Source organism: Streptococcus oralis subsp. tigurinus (assembly GCF_002093575.1).
Taxonomy (GTDB): Bacteria; Bacillota; Bacilli; order Lactobacillales; family Streptococcaceae; genus Streptococcus; species Streptococcus oralis_CH.
Map to the genome: position 1 here is coordinate 172,266 of NZ_LNVH01000001.1, position 16,849 is coordinate 189,114.

Annotated in this window: 15 protein-coding genes and 1 pseudogene; 12 read left to right on the top strand and 4 right to left on the bottom strand. The window is 38.6% G+C overall.

Annotation, left to right across the window (positions count from 1 at the left end; all coding sequences use genetic code 11):
• Nucleotides 1-15: 15 nt before the first annotated feature.
• The 12 genes and pseudogenes from ATE37_RS00895 to ATE37_RS00945 all read left to right on the top strand — a co-directional run bounded on the left by ATE37_RS00895 (nucleotide 16) and on the right by ATE37_RS00945 (nucleotide 12,251).
• Nucleotides 16-1,491, top strand: a complete 1,476-nt coding sequence (locus ATE37_RS00895) for a PTS galactitol transporter subunit IIC (RefSeq protein ID WP_000382525.1) — start codon at nucleotides 16-18, stop codon at nucleotides 1,489-1,491.
• A gap of 102 nt (nucleotides 1,492-1,593) precedes the next feature.
• Complete coding sequence (locus ATE37_RS00900) at nucleotides 1,594-2,490, top strand: aldose 1-epimerase family protein (RefSeq protein ID WP_084867185.1); 897 nt, start codon at nucleotides 1,594-1,596, stop codon at nucleotides 2,488-2,490.
• 279 nt (nucleotides 2,491-2,769) lie between these two features.
• Nucleotides 2,770-3,195, top strand: a complete 426-nt coding sequence (lacA, locus tag ATE37_RS00905) for a galactose-6-phosphate isomerase subunit LacA (protein ID WP_000029276.1) — start codon at nucleotides 2,770-2,772, stop codon at nucleotides 3,193-3,195.
• Nucleotides 3,196-3,225: 30 nt separating this feature from the next.
• Nucleotides 3,226-3,741, top strand: a complete 516-nt coding sequence (gene lacB, locus ATE37_RS00910; RefSeq protein ID WP_001216920.1) for a galactose-6-phosphate isomerase subunit LacB — start codon at nucleotides 3,226-3,228, stop codon at nucleotides 3,739-3,741.
• A 10-nt stretch (nucleotides 3,742-3,751) separates the two neighbouring features.
• Nucleotides 3,752-4,681: a tagatose-6-phosphate kinase gene (locus ATE37_RS00915; protein ID WP_084867187.1), complete on the top strand. Its 930-nt coding sequence runs from the start codon at nucleotides 3,752-3,754 to the stop codon at nucleotides 4,679-4,681.
• 1 nt (nucleotide 4,682) lies between these two features.
• Nucleotides 4,683-5,663, top strand: coding sequence for a tagatose-bisphosphate aldolase (gene lacD, locus ATE37_RS00920; protein WP_084867188.1), 981 nt, complete (start codon nucleotides 4,683-4,685; stop codon nucleotides 5,661-5,663).
• 232 nt (nucleotides 5,664-5,895) lie between these two features.
• Nucleotides 5,896-6,732, top strand: coding sequence for a PRD domain-containing protein (locus ATE37_RS00925; RefSeq protein ID WP_000285744.1), 837 nt, complete (start codon nucleotides 5,896-5,898; stop codon nucleotides 6,730-6,732).
• A gap of 10 nt (nucleotides 6,733-6,742) precedes the next feature.
• Complete coding sequence (lacG, locus tag ATE37_RS00930; RefSeq protein WP_084867190.1) at nucleotides 6,743-8,143, top strand: 6-phospho-beta-galactosidase; 1,401 nt, start codon at nucleotides 6,743-6,745, stop codon at nucleotides 8,141-8,143.
• Nucleotides 8,144-8,155: 12 nt separating this feature from the next.
• Nucleotides 8,156-8,467, top strand: coding sequence for a PTS sugar transporter subunit IIA (locus ATE37_RS00935; protein WP_084867192.1), 312 nt, complete (start codon nucleotides 8,156-8,158; stop codon nucleotides 8,465-8,467).
• A gap of 181 nt (nucleotides 8,468-8,648) precedes the next feature.
• A pseudogene (locus ATE37_RS11010) lies at nucleotides 8,649-9,527 on the top strand (PTS transporter subunit EIIC); the annotation flags it as partial.
• 117 nt (nucleotides 9,528-9,644) lie between these two features.
• Complete coding sequence (locus tag ATE37_RS11015) at nucleotides 9,645-10,205, top strand: lactose/cellobiose PTS transporter subunit IIB (protein WP_420341288.1); 561 nt, start codon at nucleotides 9,645-9,647, stop codon at nucleotides 10,203-10,205.
• 15 nt (nucleotides 10,206-10,220) lie between these two features.
• Nucleotides 10,221-12,251, top strand: coding sequence for a glycoside hydrolase family 53 protein (locus ATE37_RS00945; RefSeq protein ID WP_084867195.1), 2,031 nt, complete (start codon nucleotides 10,221-10,223; stop codon nucleotides 12,249-12,251).
• 65 nt (nucleotides 12,252-12,316) lie between these two features.
• Here ATE37_RS00945 and ATE37_RS00950 read toward each other — a convergent pair whose 3' ends face one another.
• From ATE37_RS00950 to nrdE, 4 genes are all read right to left on the bottom strand, one after another.
• Nucleotides 12,317-13,084 (bottom strand): DeoR/GlpR family DNA-binding transcription regulator, encoded by a 768-nt coding sequence (locus ATE37_RS00950; RefSeq protein WP_084867197.1) that lies wholly within the window; start codon nucleotides 13,082-13,084, stop codon nucleotides 12,317-12,319.
• A gap of 139 nt (nucleotides 13,085-13,223) precedes the next feature.
• A complete protein-coding gene (nrdF, locus tag ATE37_RS00955) occupies nucleotides 13,224-14,186 on the bottom strand; it encodes a class 1b ribonucleoside-diphosphate reductase subunit beta (RefSeq protein ID WP_084867198.1) in 963 nt (320 codons plus the stop codon).
• Nucleotides 14,187-14,190: 4 nt separating this feature from the next.
• On the bottom strand, nucleotides 14,191-14,580 hold the full coding sequence (locus ATE37_RS00960) for a hypothetical protein (protein WP_084867200.1): 390 nt from the start codon (nucleotides 14,578-14,580) through the stop codon (nucleotides 14,191-14,193).
• Nucleotides 14,581-14,605: 25 nt separating this feature from the next.
• The gene (gene nrdE / locus ATE37_RS00965) at nucleotides 14,606-16,765 is read right to left on the bottom strand and encodes a class 1b ribonucleoside-diphosphate reductase subunit alpha (RefSeq protein WP_084867202.1); all 2,160 of its coding nucleotides are present in this window, start codon (nucleotides 16,763-16,765) and stop codon (nucleotides 14,606-14,608) included.
• Between the last annotated feature and the right edge of the window lie 84 nt (nucleotides 16,766-16,849).

The window sequence follows — 16,849 nt, forward strand, 5'->3', positions numbered from 1 at the left end:
ACGGGAGGAACTATTATGGATGTCATTATCAATCTGGCCAACGATATCTTCAAACCTATCTTGGCTATGGGTGGCCCTATCATCATGCTGATCATTTTGACAGTATTGGCCCTACTTTTTGGAGTGAAATTCTCCAAAGCGCTTGAAGGTGGTATCAAACTTGCTATCGCCCTTACTGGTATCGGTGCTATTATCGGTATGCTCAACGGAGCTTTCTCAGCATCACTTGCAAAATTCGTTGAAAACACTGGTATTCAATTGAACATCACTGACGTTGGTTGGGCACCACTTGCTACCATCACTTGGGGTTCTGCCTGGACACTTTACTTCTTGCTTGTGATGTTGATTGTCAACGTTGTGATGCTTGCAATGAAGAAAACAGACACACTTGACGTTGATATCTTCGATATCTGGCACTTGTCAATCACTGGTCTTTTGATCAAATGGTACGCAGACAACAATGGAGTTAGCCAAGGGGTTTCACTTTTCATCGCAACTGCAGCAGTTGTCCTTGTAGGTATTTTGAAAATCATCAACTCTGACTTGATGAAACCAACATTCGACGACCTTCTTAACGCACCAAGTTCATCTCCAATGACTTCAACTCACATGAACTACATGATGAACCCAGTTATCATGGTTTTGGATAAGATTTTTGATAAAGTATTGCCTGGTCTTGATAAATACGACTTTGACGCTGCTAAATTGAACAAAAAAATCGGTTTCTGGGGATCTAAATTCTTCATCGGTTTCATCCTTGGTATCGTTATCGGTTTGATGGGAACTCCACATCCAGTTGCTGGAGTAGAAGAAGCAGCATCTTGGGAACTTGTTATTAAAGGTTGGTTGAGCCTTGGTTTGACAGCTGGTGTCTCCTTGGAGCTCTTCTCACTTATCGGATCTTGGTTCATTGCAGCCGTAGAACCACTTTCACAAGGTATTACAAACGTTGCTACTAAACGTCTCCAAGGACGTAAATTCAACATCGGTCTTGACTGGCCTTTCATCGCTGGTCGTGCTGAAATCTGGGCTTGTGCCAACGTACTTGCTCCAATCATGCTAGTAGAAGCTGTACTTCTTTCTAAAGTCGGAAATGGTATCTTGCCACTTGCAGGTATCATCGCAATGGGTGTAACTCCAGCTCTCTTGGTAGTTACTCGTGGTAAATTGCTCCGTATGATCATCTTTGGAACTCTCTTGTTGCCACTCTTCCTTCTTTCAGGTACACTTATTGCACCATTTGCAACTGAACTTGCTAAAGGTGTAGGTGCCTTCCCAGAAGGTGTGAGTCAAACTCAATTGATTACTCACTCAACTCTTGAAGGACCAATCGAAAAACTTCTTGGTTGGGCAATTGGTAATGCCACAACAGGTGATATCAAAGCAATCCTTGGTGCAGTAGTCTTCCTTGTATTCTATGTAGGTATCTTTGCTTGGTATAGAAAACAAATGATTAAACGTAACGAAGAATATGCAGCAAATGCTAAATAATTCGCTCCTATAAAATGTAAATTGTGAAAACTAGGTTGTCAGTTTCCTAATGGGGAGTGACAGCCTAGTTTTTTATAAACTATCAAGAAATCGGAGAAAATAATGGTAATTGAAATAAAATCAGAGCAATTGACGGTCCAATCTAAAACTTTTGGTGGTGCCTTGTCGTCAATCAAGGATCGAGATGGCGTTGAGTACTTGTGGCAAGGAGATGCCACCTATTGGAGTGGGCAAGCTCCAGTACTTTTTCCAATCTGTGGCTCTTTAAGAGAGGATACAGCCTTCTACAGTCACGCAGATGGACCTGAGACGAAAGGAACTATTCCTCGACATGGTTTGGTTCGCAAAAAAGAATTTGAATTAGTTGATCAAGCAGAAAACAGCGTAACCTTTGCTATCGAAGATGATGAGAATACTTATCAGAACTATCCTTATCATTTCCGCCTTGAAATCACTTATAAGGTTACTGGCAAGACAGTTCGTACTCAATACAAAGTCTTCAATAAAGAAACCAATAAAGTAATGCCATTCTTTATAGGAGGACATCCAGGGTTTAATTGCCCTCTACTAGATGGCGAAACTTATGAAGATTACTATTTAGAGTTTGAGAAAGAAGAGACTTGTTCTGTTCCGCGTCCTTTCCCAGAAACTGGACTCTTAGACTTCCAAGATAGAAGTCCATGGTTGGATTCACAAAAGGAAGTGGACCTCAGTTACGATTTGTTTCGTGTTGATGCAGTGACCTTGAATGAGTTGCAATCCAGAACAATTGCCCTTCGTTCTCGTAAACATGAGAAGGGATTAAAAGTACACTTCCAAGAGTTTTCAAATCTCATCATTTGGTCAACTTTGAATAAGGGACCTTTCATTGCCTTTGAACCGTGGTCAGGTTTGTCAACATCTCTTGAAGAAGGAAATCATCTAGAAGATAAGAAAAACGTTCGGCTCTTGGAACCAGGCCAATTCGATCAGATTGGCTTTGATATTGAAATCTTTTAGATTAAAAAATAAAACACAAAAACAAACATTAAGTGTTGACTTTTTCTAAAAATAGGAGTATATTATGTTTGTAAACAACAAATGATGTTTGTAACAAACAAATAATCGCTTGTTATATTCTCTTTAACGGAGAAAGTTTGTTTCCAGGAGATTGATTTCCTGGACTTGGATAAGGTGTTATTCATCTCATTCAATTTAATTTGTCACTAAACTGCTAGAAAGTCTTTTATAGGTTATAAAAGTCTTTACTAGCCTATAAAAATAAAAGGAGTAAACAATATGTCTATTGTTATCGGTGCAGATGCTGCAGGTTTGAGATTGAAAGAAGTTGTGAAAGACTTCTTGGAAAAAGAAAACTTCCACGTTGTGGATGTTACAGCTGAAGGTCAAGACTTTGTTGATGTGACTCTTGCTGTTGCTGCGGAAGTAAACAAAGAAGAACAAAATCTTGGTATCGTGATTGATGCTTATGGTGCTGGTCCATTCATGGTCGCAACTAAAATCAAAGGAATGGTTGCTGCAGAAGTTTCAGATGAACGTTCAGCATATATGACTCGTGGACACAACAACTCACGTATGATCACTATGGGTGCAGAAATCGTTGGTGATGAATTGGCTAAAAATATTGCTAAAGGCTTTGTTAACGGCAAATACGACGGTGGCCGTCACCAAATTCGGGTCGACATGTTGAACAAAATGTGCTAATTAGATTACAGTAAGAAAGGTAAATTAAAAATGAGAATTGCAATTGGATGTGACCACATCGTAACAGATGAAAAAATGGCGGTTTCAGAATTTTTGAAATCAAAAGGATATGAAGTCATCGACTTTGGTACCTATGACCACACACGTACTCACTACCCAATCTTTGGTAAAAAAGTTGGTGAAGCTGTTACAAGCGGTCAAGCTGATCTTGGGGTATGTATCTGTGGTACTGGTGTTGGTATCAACAACGCTGTAAACAAAGTTCCAGGAGTTCGTTCTGCCTTGGTTCGTGATATGACAACAGCTCTTTATGCAAAAGAACAATTGAACGCTAACGTTATCGGTTTTGGTGGTAAAATCACTGGTGAATTGCTTATGTGCGATATCATTGAAGCTTTCATCAAAGCTGAATACAAACCATCAGAAGAAAACAAAAAATTGATTGCGAAAATTGAGCACGTTGAAACTCACAATGCTCATCAAGCAGATGCAAACTTCTTTACAGAATTCCTTGAAAAATGGGATCGTGGTGAATACCACGACTAAGAGGTGACGCATGATTTTAACAGTCACAATGAATCCATCCATTGATATTTCTTATCCTTTGGATGAATTGAAAATTGACACTGTCAACCGTGTGGTGGACGTGACCAAGACAGCTGGTGGTAAAGGTCTCAATGTTACACGAGTTCTTTCAGAATTTGGAGATTCTGTTGTTGCTACTGGTTTGGTCGGTGGTAAACTTGGAGAGTTTTTAGTAGAGCATATCGACGATAAAGTAACGAAACGTTTCTTCTCCATTCAAGGAGAGACTCGTAACTGTATCGCTATTCTGCACGGAGACAACCAAACAGAAATTCTGGAGAAAGGTCCTGAAGTTTTAGAACAAGAAGGGCAAGATTTCTTGGCCCATTTCAAAAATCTCCTTGACACTGTGGAAGTAGTTGCTATCTCTGGTAGTTTGCCAGCAGGTCTTCCAGTTGACTACTATGCAAGCTTGGTAGAGCTTGCTAATCAAGCAGGGAAACCAGTTGTTCTGGATTGCTCTGGTGCAGCTCTTCAGACGGTTCTTGAATCACCCCACAAACCAACAGTAATCAAACCAAATAACGAAGAATTGTCTCAGCTTCTTGGGAGAGAAGTTTCTGAGGAGTTGGATGAATTAAAAGAAGTTCTTCAAGAGCCTTTGTTTGCAGGTATTGAGTGGATTATCGTTTCACTTGGCGCAAATGGTGCTTTCGCAAAACATGGGGACACTTTCTACAAGGTGGATATTCCAAGAATTCAGGTAGTCAATCCTGTCGGATCTGGAGATTCTACTGTGGCAGGGATTTCATCAGGGCTTCTTCATAAGGAATCGGATGCAGAACTTCTCATCAAGGCAAATGTCCTTGGTATGCTCAATGCTCAAGAAAAAATGACAGGTCATGTCAATATGGCCAACTATCAAGCTCTATATGATCAATTAATAGTAAAAGAGGTATAAAATGGCTTTAACAGAACAAAAACGTGCATGCTTAGAAAAACTTTCAGATGAAAACGGCATTATCTCAGCTCTTGCCTTTGACCAACGTGGTGCTTTGAAACGCCTCATGGCTCAATACCAAACAGAAGAGCCAACAGTGGCTCAAATGGAAGAACTCAAAGTCTTGGTTGCAGATGAATTGACAAAATACGCATCCTCTATGCTTCTCGACCCTGAGTATGGACTTCCAGCTACAAAAGCGCTTGATGCCAACGCCGGCCTTCTCCTAGCTTATGAGAAAACTGGCTACGACACAACTAGCACCAAACGCTTGCCAGACTGCTTGGATGTTTGGTCTGCAAAACGCATCAAAGAACAAGGTGCAGATGCTGTCAAATTCTTGCTTTACTATGACGTAGACAGCTCTGACGAACTTAACCAAGAAAAACAAGCCTACATCGAACGTATCGGCTCTGAGTGCGTGGCGGAAGACATTCCATTCTTCCTTGAAATCCTCGCTTACGATGAAAAAATCGCTGATGCTGGCTCTGCAGAATACGCAAAAGTGAAACCACACAAGGTTATCGGTGCTATGAAGGTCTTCTCAGACCCACGCTTCAACATTGATGTCTTGAAAGTAGAAGTTCCTGTTAACATTAAATATGTTGAAGGCTTCGCTGAAGGTGAAGTAGTTTATACACGTGAAGAAGCAGCAGCCTTCTTCAAAGCACAAGATGAAGCAACTAATTTGCCATACATCTACTTGAGTGCAGGTGTGTCAGCTAAACTCTTCCAAGAAACGCTTGTCTTTGCCCACGAATCAGGCGCAAACTTCAATGGTGTTCTTTGTGGACGTGCAACATGGGCTGGATCAGTTGAAGCCTACATCAAAGACGGTGAAGCAGCAGCTCGTGAATGGCTTCGCACAACTGGATTTGAGAATATTGATGAACTCAACAAAGTTCTCAAAACAACAGCAACTTCATGGACTGAACGTGTGTAAGATTTTAATTAGACTGTTTGATCATTTTCGTCTAAAAATGGAATTTTTTTGATTGAAAGTGTTTACAATCTTTTATCTTAGTGGTATAATTAAACCATAAATTAATAGTAGTGAGTGTTACTAAGTAATATTAGGCATGATCACAGATGAATTAGAAAATAGTAGATTTTCTAACCTCATTTGTGGTCATTTTTTGTACTCATATACCTTTAAGATACAAAAGGAGGTTGCCATGTATCGAATTCTAAATCCAATGAATCACAATGTCTCGCTTGTCAGAAATGACAAAGGAGAAGAAGTGATTGTGATTGGTAAGGGGATTACATTTGGAAAGAAGAAGGGGGATTTAATTTCTGAAAACCAAGTAGAGAAGATCTTTCGGATGAAGACAGAAGAGTCCAGAGAAAACTTTCAGACTCTCTTAAGAGATATTCCACTAGATATACTAACGATAGGCTATAGTACGATTGATGAAGTCGTCGAAAAGTATCACTTTCCCATCCAAGAATATCTCTACGTTACTTTGACTGACCACCTATACTCCGTCTATAAAAAATTATTAAGTGGTTCATATCAAAAAAGTCATCTTCCTGATATTTCAAATGAATATGTCACAGAATTTTCAATGGCTCGAGATACAATTAAAATTTTAAATAAGAAATTATCGATTGTGTTTCCTGAAGATGAAATTGCCAGGATTGCTTTACATTATATCAATGCAAAAGGTGAGTATGAGTTATCAGAAGAGTTAACCGAGAATGTTGCAAAGAGAGTTTTAAGCATAGTTGAAAATGAACTATCAAAATTTCATATTGAAAGAAATACTGAAAATAGTAATTTATATGATCGCTTGATGATTCATTTGTCTTATCTAGTAAATCGTCTTCAGAATGATAAACAAGATATGACTCCGTTAATACCATTGGAAGAGCATGTTAAGTTGGATTATCCTAAGGCATATCAGATTGGACAGAGAATTCACCAGGTGATTGAAAGAGAACTAAACATTGATTTATCGAGAAGTGAGCGTGTATATCTCGTTTTACATATTCAACGCTTGTTAAAATAAGGAGAAAAACATGTACAAATTACCAGAAGATTTTATTTTTGGTGGGGCTACAGCCGCCTATCAAGTTGAAGGAGCAACACAAGAAGGAGGAAAGGGTCCGGTGGCCTGGGATGAATTTTTATCAGAACAGGGCCGCTTTAGTCCAGATCCCGCTAGTGATTTTTATCATCAGTATTCAAAGGATATTGAACTGTGTGAAAAGTTTGGTGTCAATGGACTTCGTTTGTCTATAGCTTGGAGTCGTATCTTTCCAAATGGTACTGGTGAAGTAAATCAGGAAGGTGTGGACTATTATCATAAAGTATTTGCAGAATGTAAAAAAAGACAGATTACAGCTTTTGTAACCCTCCATCACTTTGATACGCCAAAAGTATTATTTGATAATGGAGATTTTCTAAATAGGGATACAATTGAAGCATTTGTAGATTATGCAAAGTTCTGCTTTGAAGAATTTACAGAAGTTCTACATTGGAGTACTTTCAATGAAATCTATCCAGTAGCAACAAACCAATACCTTCTCGGTATTTTTCCACCAGGAATTAAATATGACCTTTCAAAAGTGATTCAATGCCTGCACAATATGATGTATGCACATGCCAGAGTAGTTAACTCGTTTAAAGATGGTGGCTATCAAGGAGAAATTGGAGTAGTACATTCTCTTGAAACGAAATATCCTGCGAGTGATAGTGAGGAAGACAAACATGCAGCATTTCTAGATGATGCCCTTTCAATTCGTTTTTTGCTAGATGCTACATACTTAGGCTATTACTCAAAAGAGACTCTCGATGCACTAGAGGAAATTTGTCAAGCAAATAAGACAACATATGAATTCTTAGATAGTGATTTTGAAGAAATGAAAAAGGCAAGTCATCGGAATGATTATCTAGGAATTAATCATTATCAATGCCACTTTGTGAAGGCTTATACAGGTGAAAATGCTATTCACCATAATGGTACTGGTGATAAAGGGACCTCTGTTTATAAAGTAAAAGGAATTGGAGAACGTATATACAAAGAGGGAATTCCAAGAACCGACTGGGATTGGATTATTTATCCAGAAGGACTATATGATTTATTGCTCCGAATCAAATCGGACTATCCTCATTACAATAAGATTTTCATCACTGAAAATGGTATGGGGTATAAAGATCAATTTGATAACGGAATCATCATGGATCAGCCTCGAATTGAATACCTTAAAGTTTATCTACAAGCAATTTCAAAAGCAATTAGCGCAGGTGTTAATGTCAAAGGTTACTTCTTATGGTCATTGATGGATCTGTTTTCTTGGTCAAATGGATACAATAAACGTTATGGTCTGTTTTATGTCGATTTTGAAACACAGAAACGGTATCCTAAAGCATCAGCTTATTGGTACAAGCACATCAGTACGACCAAAATTGTAGAATAGAGGAACTGAAACATGAAAAAAAATGAATTACAAATGCTTGGATTTGAAATTGTTGCATACTCGGGTGACGCTCGCAGTACACTGTTGCAACTATTAAAAGAAGCAAGGTCTGGAAACTTTGACAATGTAGAGCGAGCTATGCGTGATGCTGACGAGAATCTAGCGAAAGCCCATAATGCTCAGACAAAACTATTAGCAGAAGAAGCCGCTGGTAAAGATTTGGATATTGGTTTTATCTTTATCCACGGTCAGGATCACCTGATGACAACCTTGTTGCTTCGTGATTTAATTCAGGATTTTATAGAACTTTATAAAAATCATTAATTTAAAAGAAAGGATATAACCAATGCTTAGTAGAATTTTCCTCCCTTTCTACTAGGCATTGATTGTAGGGAGTTTTATCATGAATAAACTCATTCAACAAATTGAAAAAGGAAAACCCTTTTTCGAGAAGGTCTCACGTAACATTTATCTAGGCGCTATCCGTGATGGTTTCCTAGCAGCTATGCCAGCGATATTATTTTCAAGTATTTTTATCTTGATCGCTTCCATACCGGATGTTCTTGGTGTTAAATTGCCCGAAGACGTTTCAGCTTGGCTGTGGAAAATATATAACTATTCAATGGGAGTAGTTGCTCTTCTAGTTTCTGCCACAACCGCACGTTGTTTAGCTGAATCTGTCAATAGAAAAATGCCTGCAAACAAAAAGATTAATGCAGTATCCGTGATGCTAGCTTCTATCGTTAGTTTTCTCCTATTAAGTGTTGATCAAATAGACAAGGGTCTTGCTAGTGGTTACATGGGGACAAAGGGAATTCTAGCAGCATTCGTAGCAGCTTTTATCACAGTAAATATGTATAAATTCTGTGTTTTGAAAGATATTACGATTAAGATGCCTAAAGAAGTGCCAGGGACTATATCCCAAACCTTCCGAGATATCTTCCCATTCTCATTTGCAGTTTTTGCAGCAGTCATTATTGATACGCTTATCCGCCATTTCTTTGGACATTCATTTGCGGAGGCTGTAATCAGTTTAATGCAACCGTTATTCAGCGCTGCTGATGGTTATCTAGGAATTGCCATTATCTGGGGTGCGATGGCTCTCTTCTGGTTTGTAGGTGTACATGGACCATCTATCGTAGAACCAGCGATTGTAGCAGTTATCTATGCAAATGTTGAAACAAACCTTCAATTGGTTAAGGCAGGGGAACAGGCTTCAAATGTTTTGACAGTTGGTTTGGGTAATTTCGTTGGTACCATGGGTGGTACAGGTGCAACGTTAGTTGTTCCCTTCTTATTCCTCCTTTTTGCAAAATCAAAACAATTAAAAGCTGTAGGTAAGGCTTCCTTTATTCCAGTAAGTTTCGCAGTTAATGAACCTTTACTTTTTGCTACACCAATTATTTTAAATCCATATTTCTTTGTACCATTTCTATTTGCACCAATTGCAAATGTTTGGATCTTCAAGTTCTTTGTAGATGTCTTAAAAATGAATAGTTTTATGTACGTTCTACCTTGGGCTACACCTGCTCCAATAGGATTGATCCTTGGTACCGGTGTAAGCGTTCTCGCAATTATCTTAGTATTTGTCTTAATTTTTGTAGATAGTATTATCTATCTTCCATTTATCAAGGCTTATGATGCCTCACTTCTTGAAGAAGAAAAACAAAAAACAAGCGAAGAAAGCACAGAACAGTCTAATCCTGAAACAGTATCAACTAAAGAAGTTGTTACCAAATTAGGCAATCAATCAATCAATGTATTGGTCCTTTGTGCTGGAGCAGGCACGAGCGCTATGCTTGCAAATGCAATCACTGAAGGAGCCAAAGAAACAGGAGCTACTATTTCAGCATCAGCGGGCGCTTATGGATCTCATTATGAAATCATGAAGAACTTTGATATGATTATACTGGCTCCACAGGTAAATTCATTCTATGAAGATATCAAGAAAGATACAGATGCCCTCGGTATAAAACTTGCTGCTACAAAAGGTGCTGAATACATTAAATTAACACGTGATCCTAAAGGAGCCATTTCATTTGTGCTATCCTATTTCGATTAATGTTTAGGTGATGATATGAGATATAATTCTAAATTGGTCAATTTCATCTCGATGACTTTTCTGTTAGCATTTCTCTTTATCTTACCAGTTAAAAGTGTTTTTGCAGATGATGATTTTTATGTCGAAAAGGTTGAAAACTTACCCAGTGATTTTATTAAAGGAGCTGATATTTCAACATTAATAGCACAAGAAGAAAGTGGTGTTCGCTATTATGATGAGAATGGTAACGAGAAAGATTTAATCACTATTCTTGCAGAAAATGGCGTCAATTATGTTCGCGTTCGAATATGGAATAATCCTTATGATGACAAAGGTCATGGGTACGGTGCTGGTAATAGTGACCTCTCTAAGGCGATTGCAATTGGGAAGAGAGCTACTGCTGCAGGAATGAGAGTTCTGGTGGATTTCCACTATTCAGATTTCTGGGCAGATCCGGGTCGTCAGGTCTCTCCAAAAGCTTGGGCCACTATGACGATTGATGAAAAATCTAAAGCTTTATATCAATTTACAAAAGAAAGTTTGAACACACTGCGTGCTTCAGGTGTCGATGTTGGTATGGTTCAAGTTGGGAATGAAACAACTAGCAGTGGCATGGCAGGAGAAGCAGGTGACGAACGTTATCAGTTATTTAAAGCGGGTACGCAGGCTGTCAGGGATGTTGACAAATCTATATTGATAACCTTACACTTCACCAATCCAGAAAAGAAATCAACGATCTTGTATTATGCAGAAAAGCTAAAAGAGAATCAGATTGATTATGATGTTTTTGCAACGAGTTACTATTCATTTTGGCATGGAAGTCTTGAAAACTTAAATTCAGTTTTGAAAGAGATTAGAGAAAAATATGGAAAACAAACTTTAATCGCAGAAACAAGTTATGCTTATACATTGGAAGATGGTGATGGTCAGAAGAATGTGATCAAATCTGAGCAACAAACGAAGAATGGAGGGTATCCTCCAACTGTGCAAGGCCAGGCCAATAATTTGCGTGATGTGATTGCTACAAGTCAATCTGCAGGTGCTTTAGGAGTGTTCTATTGGGAACCTGCTTGGATACCGGTCGGTAAAGCTGATAGAAATTCGAACCTCCCTATTTGGGAGCAATATGGTTCTGGCTGGGCTTCATCATATGCCATCTCTTATGATCCTAACGTTGATGAATCTAATTATGGAGGATCTGAATGGGATAATCAAGCACTATTTGATTTTAATGGAAAAGCCCTTCAATCTTTAAAGGTATTTAAATTTGTCAATACAGGTTATGGCACAGTACCTGAGAAAAAGGATAATCAAAATAGAGAAAAAGAAGACGAGGACACTACAAATTTACTTCAAAACGGAAGTTTTGAAGAAGAGAACTTAGAAGCCTATAAGATCAGTCAAAGCTATGTTGAGCGTCAGAATGATACCCCTAAGACGGGTCAATATGCCCTTCATTTTTGGTCAGATAAGAGTATTGATTATCAAGTAGAGCAAGCAGTTACTCTTGAACCAGGAACCTATCGTTTCTCAATTCAAATGCAAGGGGATAAAACAGGTAGTAGTGAAAGAATCTTCTCTTATGTGAGGTTCAATGATACAACTTCAGAAGGGAATCAACTACACTTGGAAGGTTATGCTATTTGGAAAGAAAGTTTTGTTGAGTTTAAACTTACTGAAAAGACTCAGGTAAATGTGAGTCTATCAGTTACAGCAGATGCGGGAGCTTGGGGAACAACTGACGATTGGAAATTGAAAAAAATCGATGCAACTGAAAATTCCCAAACCCCGTCAGAACAGACTCAAACTGATGATAGCCATGAAGGAAAGCTAGAACCACCATTATCTTCATCAGAGGATCCAAAGTCTAAAACAGAACCATCAACTTCCTCCCAAAAAGTGACTACTAACCAGTCGGTTCGAAAAGATGAAGGTAGTAGAACCCAGAATGATAAACGTAAAAATCTTCCTGAAACGGGAATGAGAGATCAAAAGATATTGTTCATATTAGGATTGGGAGGTATCGTATTAGCTATAGGAACAAATTTGTATCGTAGGAAAAAATAGTTGAAATTTCAACTTATTGATTAAACCTTAATATGAAAATTCCCCGCCAAAAGGCAGGGGAATTTTTATGGTTTTGATAAAAGAATGGTTGTTTGTTTCGACAGGTCTTCAAATATTTCTTGACTCAGTTTAGAATCTGAAACGATGGTATCAATCTCTGAGATATTGTAGAAATTGTAAAAATCAAACTTATTAAACTTACTGTGGTCTGCCAGTAAGTATTTTTTATTGGCATTGTTCAAGGCGATTCGTTGTACCTCGCCCTCTTCCTCGCTGAAAGTAGCAATTGCCTTATCCTTAATACCATTACAGCTAACAAATGCCTTAGAAAACTGAAGGTTTGTCAAATCCTGCAAGGTGAGTGTCCCTACAAAAGCTCCAGTGATAGAGCGATAATTTCCACCAATCAAAATCAAATCTGTTAGTTTTCGTTCGTTTAGGATGAGAAAAACAGGAAGACTGTTTGTTACGACACGAATGTTATCAATAGGGAGCTCACGAGCAAAACATTCTAAGGTTGTTCCTGGCCCGATAAAAATAGTTTCACCTTCGTCAATCAAATGACCTGCAAAACGGCTAATTTCTTGTTTTTCAGCAATCTGCAAGCCTTGTTTTTCGACATTTGAGCGTTCGTTGTTTAAGAGAGAACCTGTACGAAGTTTTTCAGCGCCACCGTGCACACGAACCAGCAAGTCTTTATCTGCCAGTTCTTGTAAATAGCGGCGAGCTGTCATATCTGACACATCAAGACTCTCCATAATCCCTTTTACAGTAATGGTGCCTTTTGTGTTTACTGCTTCTAGAATACTATCTAGTTTCTCTTGCTTTAGCATCCTTATCACCTCGATTTCTACTATTATTATCTTACCATAAAACGCTCAATCAATCAAATAGAAAAAAACAAAATAAAACAAAAACAAAAATACCATGGTTGTTTTAAACAAACCATGATATTATGAATGATTGGTCAAATTAGTCTAAACCGTAGTTGTAATCTTCGTCTTGCATGGCTTCAACTTCACCAAGGAGGTAACCATTTCCGACTTGAGAGAAGAAGTCGTGGTTAGAAGTTCCTGTTGAAATACCGTTCATGACGATAGGATTAACATCATCAGCTGAATCTGGGAAGAGTGGATCTTGTCCTAGGTTCATAAGGGCCTTATTGGCATTGTAGCGAAGGAAGGTTTTAACTTCTTCGGTCCAACCAACACCGTCATAGAGACTTTCTGTATAGCCCTCTTCGTTCTCATAGAGAGTGTAGAGCAGGTCGTACATCCATTCTTTGAGTTTTTCTTGCTCTTCTTCAGATAATTCATTGAAACCAAGTTGGAATTTGTAACCAATGTAAGTTCCGTGAACAGACTCATCACGAATGATCAGTTTGATGATTTCCGCAACGTTGGCCAGTTTGTTGTTACCGAGATAGTAGAGGGGCGTAAAGAAACCAGAGTAGAAGAGGAAGGTTTCAAGGAAAACGCTGGCAACCTTCTTTTCAAGGGGGCTACCATTGAGGTAGATTTCATTGATAATTTCAGCTTTTCTTTGTAGGTAAGGGTTGGTGTTGGTCCATTCAAAGATTTCTTCAATTTCAGCCTTGGTATTCAACGTCGAAAAGATAGAAGAGTAAGATTTTGCGTGGACAGATTCCATAAACTGGATGTTGTTAAAAACAGCTTCCTCATGCGGTGTACGGATGTCTGAGCGAAGCGCTTGAACCCCTGTTTCAGATTGCATGGTATCCAAAAGGGTCAAACCACCAAAGACTTTTCCTACCAAGTCTTTTTCTTTGTTTGATAGTTTTCTCCAGTCATCTAGGTCATTTGACAAGGGGATACGCGTATCAAGCCAGAATTGCTCCGTCAGCTTTTCCCAAGTTGATTTGTCGATGACATCTTCGATGGCATTCCAGTTAATGGCTTTGTAGTAAGTTTGCATAGATTTACTTCTCCTCTAGATAAAAATCAAACATTTTATCAATAATACTTACAGTAATGAAGAACATAGTTAATAAGCCTAGTTGTTGTGAATAGTCAATATTCATACTAAAATTATCTCTTACCATTAGAAATTGTATCATATAGAAACCTACTAAATAACTAATTGGCAACATTGCGATTAAAGGTTTTTCTGAAAAAAACCTGGAGATAATTTTAAGAATAATGTATATAATTCCCAAAACAATAGCTGATATTATCATAAAATCACGAATAGAAATCTGTGGTTTGAAGTTATTAATCAAAGATATTACTATTCCTAGTATAATTAGAAAACCAGCTGCTTCACAAAAACAAAAACCTAAATATTCAAAAATTGTTAACTTTCTTTTCATAAATTTTTACCTTTTTAAATAATGATTAAATCACACAGCTTTCACATTGGTTAGCACCGACTTCTCCACCGTCGTCTGTAAAGGTACGGACGTAGTAAATTGACTTGATTCCCTTGTTAAAGGCATAGTTACGGAGGATAGACAAGTCACGTGTCGTTTGTTTATTTTCCTTCTTCCATTCGTAAAGACCTTTTGGAATATCACTACGCATGAAGAGAGTGAGTGAAAGACCTTGGTCCACGTGCTCAGTTGCAGCAGCGTAAACATCAATTACCTTACGCATGTCCATATCGTAAGCAGAAGTGTAGTAAGGAATCGTTTCTGTTGACAAGCCTGCAGCTGGATAGTAGATTTTACCGATTTTCTTCTCTTGACGTTCTTCGATACGTTGCGTAATTGGGTGGATAGAAGCAGAAACGTCGTTGATATAACTGATAGAACCGTTTGGCGCTACAGCAAGACGGTTTTGGTGGTAAAGACCATCTGCTTGAACCTTTTCACGAAGTTCAGCCCAGTCAGCAGCACTTGGGATAAAGACATCTTTGAAGAGTTCTTTGACACGGTCTGATTTTGGAACAAATTCGCCTGTCACATACTTGTCGAAGTAGCTTCCGTTAGCATAGTCTGATTTTTCAAAGTTGTGGAAGGTGATACCACGTTCACGCGCAATATTGTTTGACTCAACCAAAGTCCAGTAGTTCATAAGCATAAAGTAGATGCTTGTAAATTCAATTGACTCAGGTGATCCGTACTCAATCAGTTGTTGGGCAAGGTAACTATGAAGTCCCATGGCACCAAGACCAAAGGTGTGAGCCAAACTGTTTCCGTGGTCGATAGTAGGGACAGCTACGATGTGTGAACTATCTGTAACGAAAGTCAAAGCACGAACCATCGCACGGATAGAACGACCAAAGTCAGGTGAAGTCATCATGTTGACCACGTTGGTTGATCCAAGGTTACATGAAACGTCCGTTCCCATTTGAAGGAATTCTTGAGCATCGTTGATCAAACTTGGTTCTTGAACTTGAAGAATCTCAGAACACAAGTTACTCATGATAATCTTACCCTCAACTGGATTTGCACGGTTAGCTGTATCAATGTTGACTACATAAGGATAGCCAGATTCTTGTTGCAATTTAGAAATTTCCGTTTCCAAATCACGCGCCTTGATTTTTGTCTTGCGGATATTTGGATTTGCTACTAATTCATCGTATTTTTCTGTGATGTCGATGTAGTTGAACGGTACCCCGTATTCAAGCTCTACAGAGTATGGGCTAAAGAGATACATTTCTTCATTTTTTCGAGCCAATTCGTAGAATTTATCGGGTACTACAACACCGAGTGAAAGCGTCTTAACACGAACTTTTTCATCGGCATTTTCTTTCTTAGTGGAAAGGAAGGCGATGATATCTGGGTGAAAGACGTTGAGGTAGACAACCCCAGCACCTTGACGTTGCCCCAATTGGTTGGAGTAAGAAAAGCTGTCTTCAAAAAGCTTCATAACTGGTACGACACCAGAAGCTGCTCCTTCGTAGCCTTTGATAGGAGCTCCAGCTTCACGAAGGTTGCTGAGGGAAATTCCCACACCACCACCGATACGTGAAAGTTGAAGGGCTGAGTTGATAGAACGTCCGATAGAGTTCATATCATCAGTTACTTGAATCAGGAAACAAGATACCAACTCCCCACGACGAGCACGACCTGCGTTCAAAAAGGAAGGAGTAGCTGGTTGGTAGCGTTGGTGGATGATTTCATTGGCAATATCAATTGCAATCGCTTCATCCCCGTCAGCAAAATAAAGTGCATTAAAGAAGACACGGTCTTCCATACTTTCAAGATAGTATTCCCCGTCATTAGTCTTCAAGGCATATTGATTGTAAAACTTATAGGCTGCCATAAACGACTTGAATTGGAAGTTTTGGTCCTTGATAAATTGATGCAATTCTTCCAAAAACTCTGGACGGTACTTCTTGAGAAATGCAGTTTCAATGTAGTTGTGTTCAATGAGGTAGTTGATTTTATCAGTGATTGAATCAAAAATCATAGTGTTTGGAACTACATTTTCTTTAAAGAAAGCATCCAAGGCTTCCTTATCCTTATGAAGCATGATTTGTCCATTAACAGGACGGTTGATTTCGTTATTGAGACGGAAGTAAGTCACGTCTTCAAGATGTTTTAATCCCATAAAATTTTCCTTATCTAACCTGATTACAAAAGAAAGGCCTCTAAGTTAGCCCTAGAAGCAATTTCTTCTGGATGATGCACTAAA

Coding starts and splice junctions, on each gene's coding strand:
- ATE37_RS00925 (WP_000285744.1), top strand. CDS start 5,896: ATGTATCGAATTCTAAATCCAATGAATCACAATGTCTCGCTTGTCAGA.
- lacB (WP_001216920.1), top strand. CDS start 3,226: ATGAGAATTGCAATTGGATGTGACCACATCGTAACAGATGAAAAAATG.
- lacA (WP_000029276.1), top strand. CDS start 2,770: ATGTCTATTGTTATCGGTGCAGATGCTGCAGGTTTGAGATTGAAAGAA.
- lacD (WP_084867188.1), top strand. CDS start 4,683: ATGGCTTTAACAGAACAAAAACGTGCATGCTTAGAAAAACTTTCAGAT.
- lacG (WP_084867190.1), top strand. CDS start 6,743: ATGTACAAATTACCAGAAGATTTTATTTTTGGTGGGGCTACAGCCGCC.
- ATE37_RS00950 (WP_084867197.1), bottom strand. CDS start 13,084: ATGCTAAAGCAAGAGAAACTAGATAGTATTCTAGAAGCAGTAAACACA.
- ATE37_RS00945 (WP_084867195.1), top strand. CDS start 10,221: ATGAGATATAATTCTAAATTGGTCAATTTCATCTCGATGACTTTTCTG.
- ATE37_RS00960 (WP_084867200.1), bottom strand. CDS start 14,580: ATGAAAAGAAAGTTAACAATTTTTGAATATTTAGGTTTTTGTTTTTGT.
- ATE37_RS00915 (WP_084867187.1), top strand. CDS start 3,752: ATGATTTTAACAGTCACAATGAATCCATCCATTGATATTTCTTATCCT.
- nrdE (WP_084867202.1), bottom strand. CDS start 16,765: ATGGGATTAAAACATCTTGAAGACGTGACTTACTTCCGTCTCAATAAC.
- ATE37_RS00895 (WP_000382525.1), top strand. CDS start 16: ATGGATGTCATTATCAATCTGGCCAACGATATCTTCAAACCTATCTTG.
- nrdF (WP_084867198.1), bottom strand. CDS start 14,186: ATGCAAACTTACTACAAAGCCATTAACTGGAATGCCATCGAAGATGTC.
- ATE37_RS11015 (WP_420341288.1), top strand. CDS start 9,645: ATGTACGTTCTACCTTGGGCTACACCTGCTCCAATAGGATTGATCCTT.
- ATE37_RS00900 (WP_084867185.1), top strand. CDS start 1,594: ATGGTAATTGAAATAAAATCAGAGCAATTGACGGTCCAATCTAAAACT.
- ATE37_RS00935 (WP_084867192.1), top strand. CDS start 8,156: ATGAAAAAAAATGAATTACAAATGCTTGGATTTGAAATTGTTGCATAC.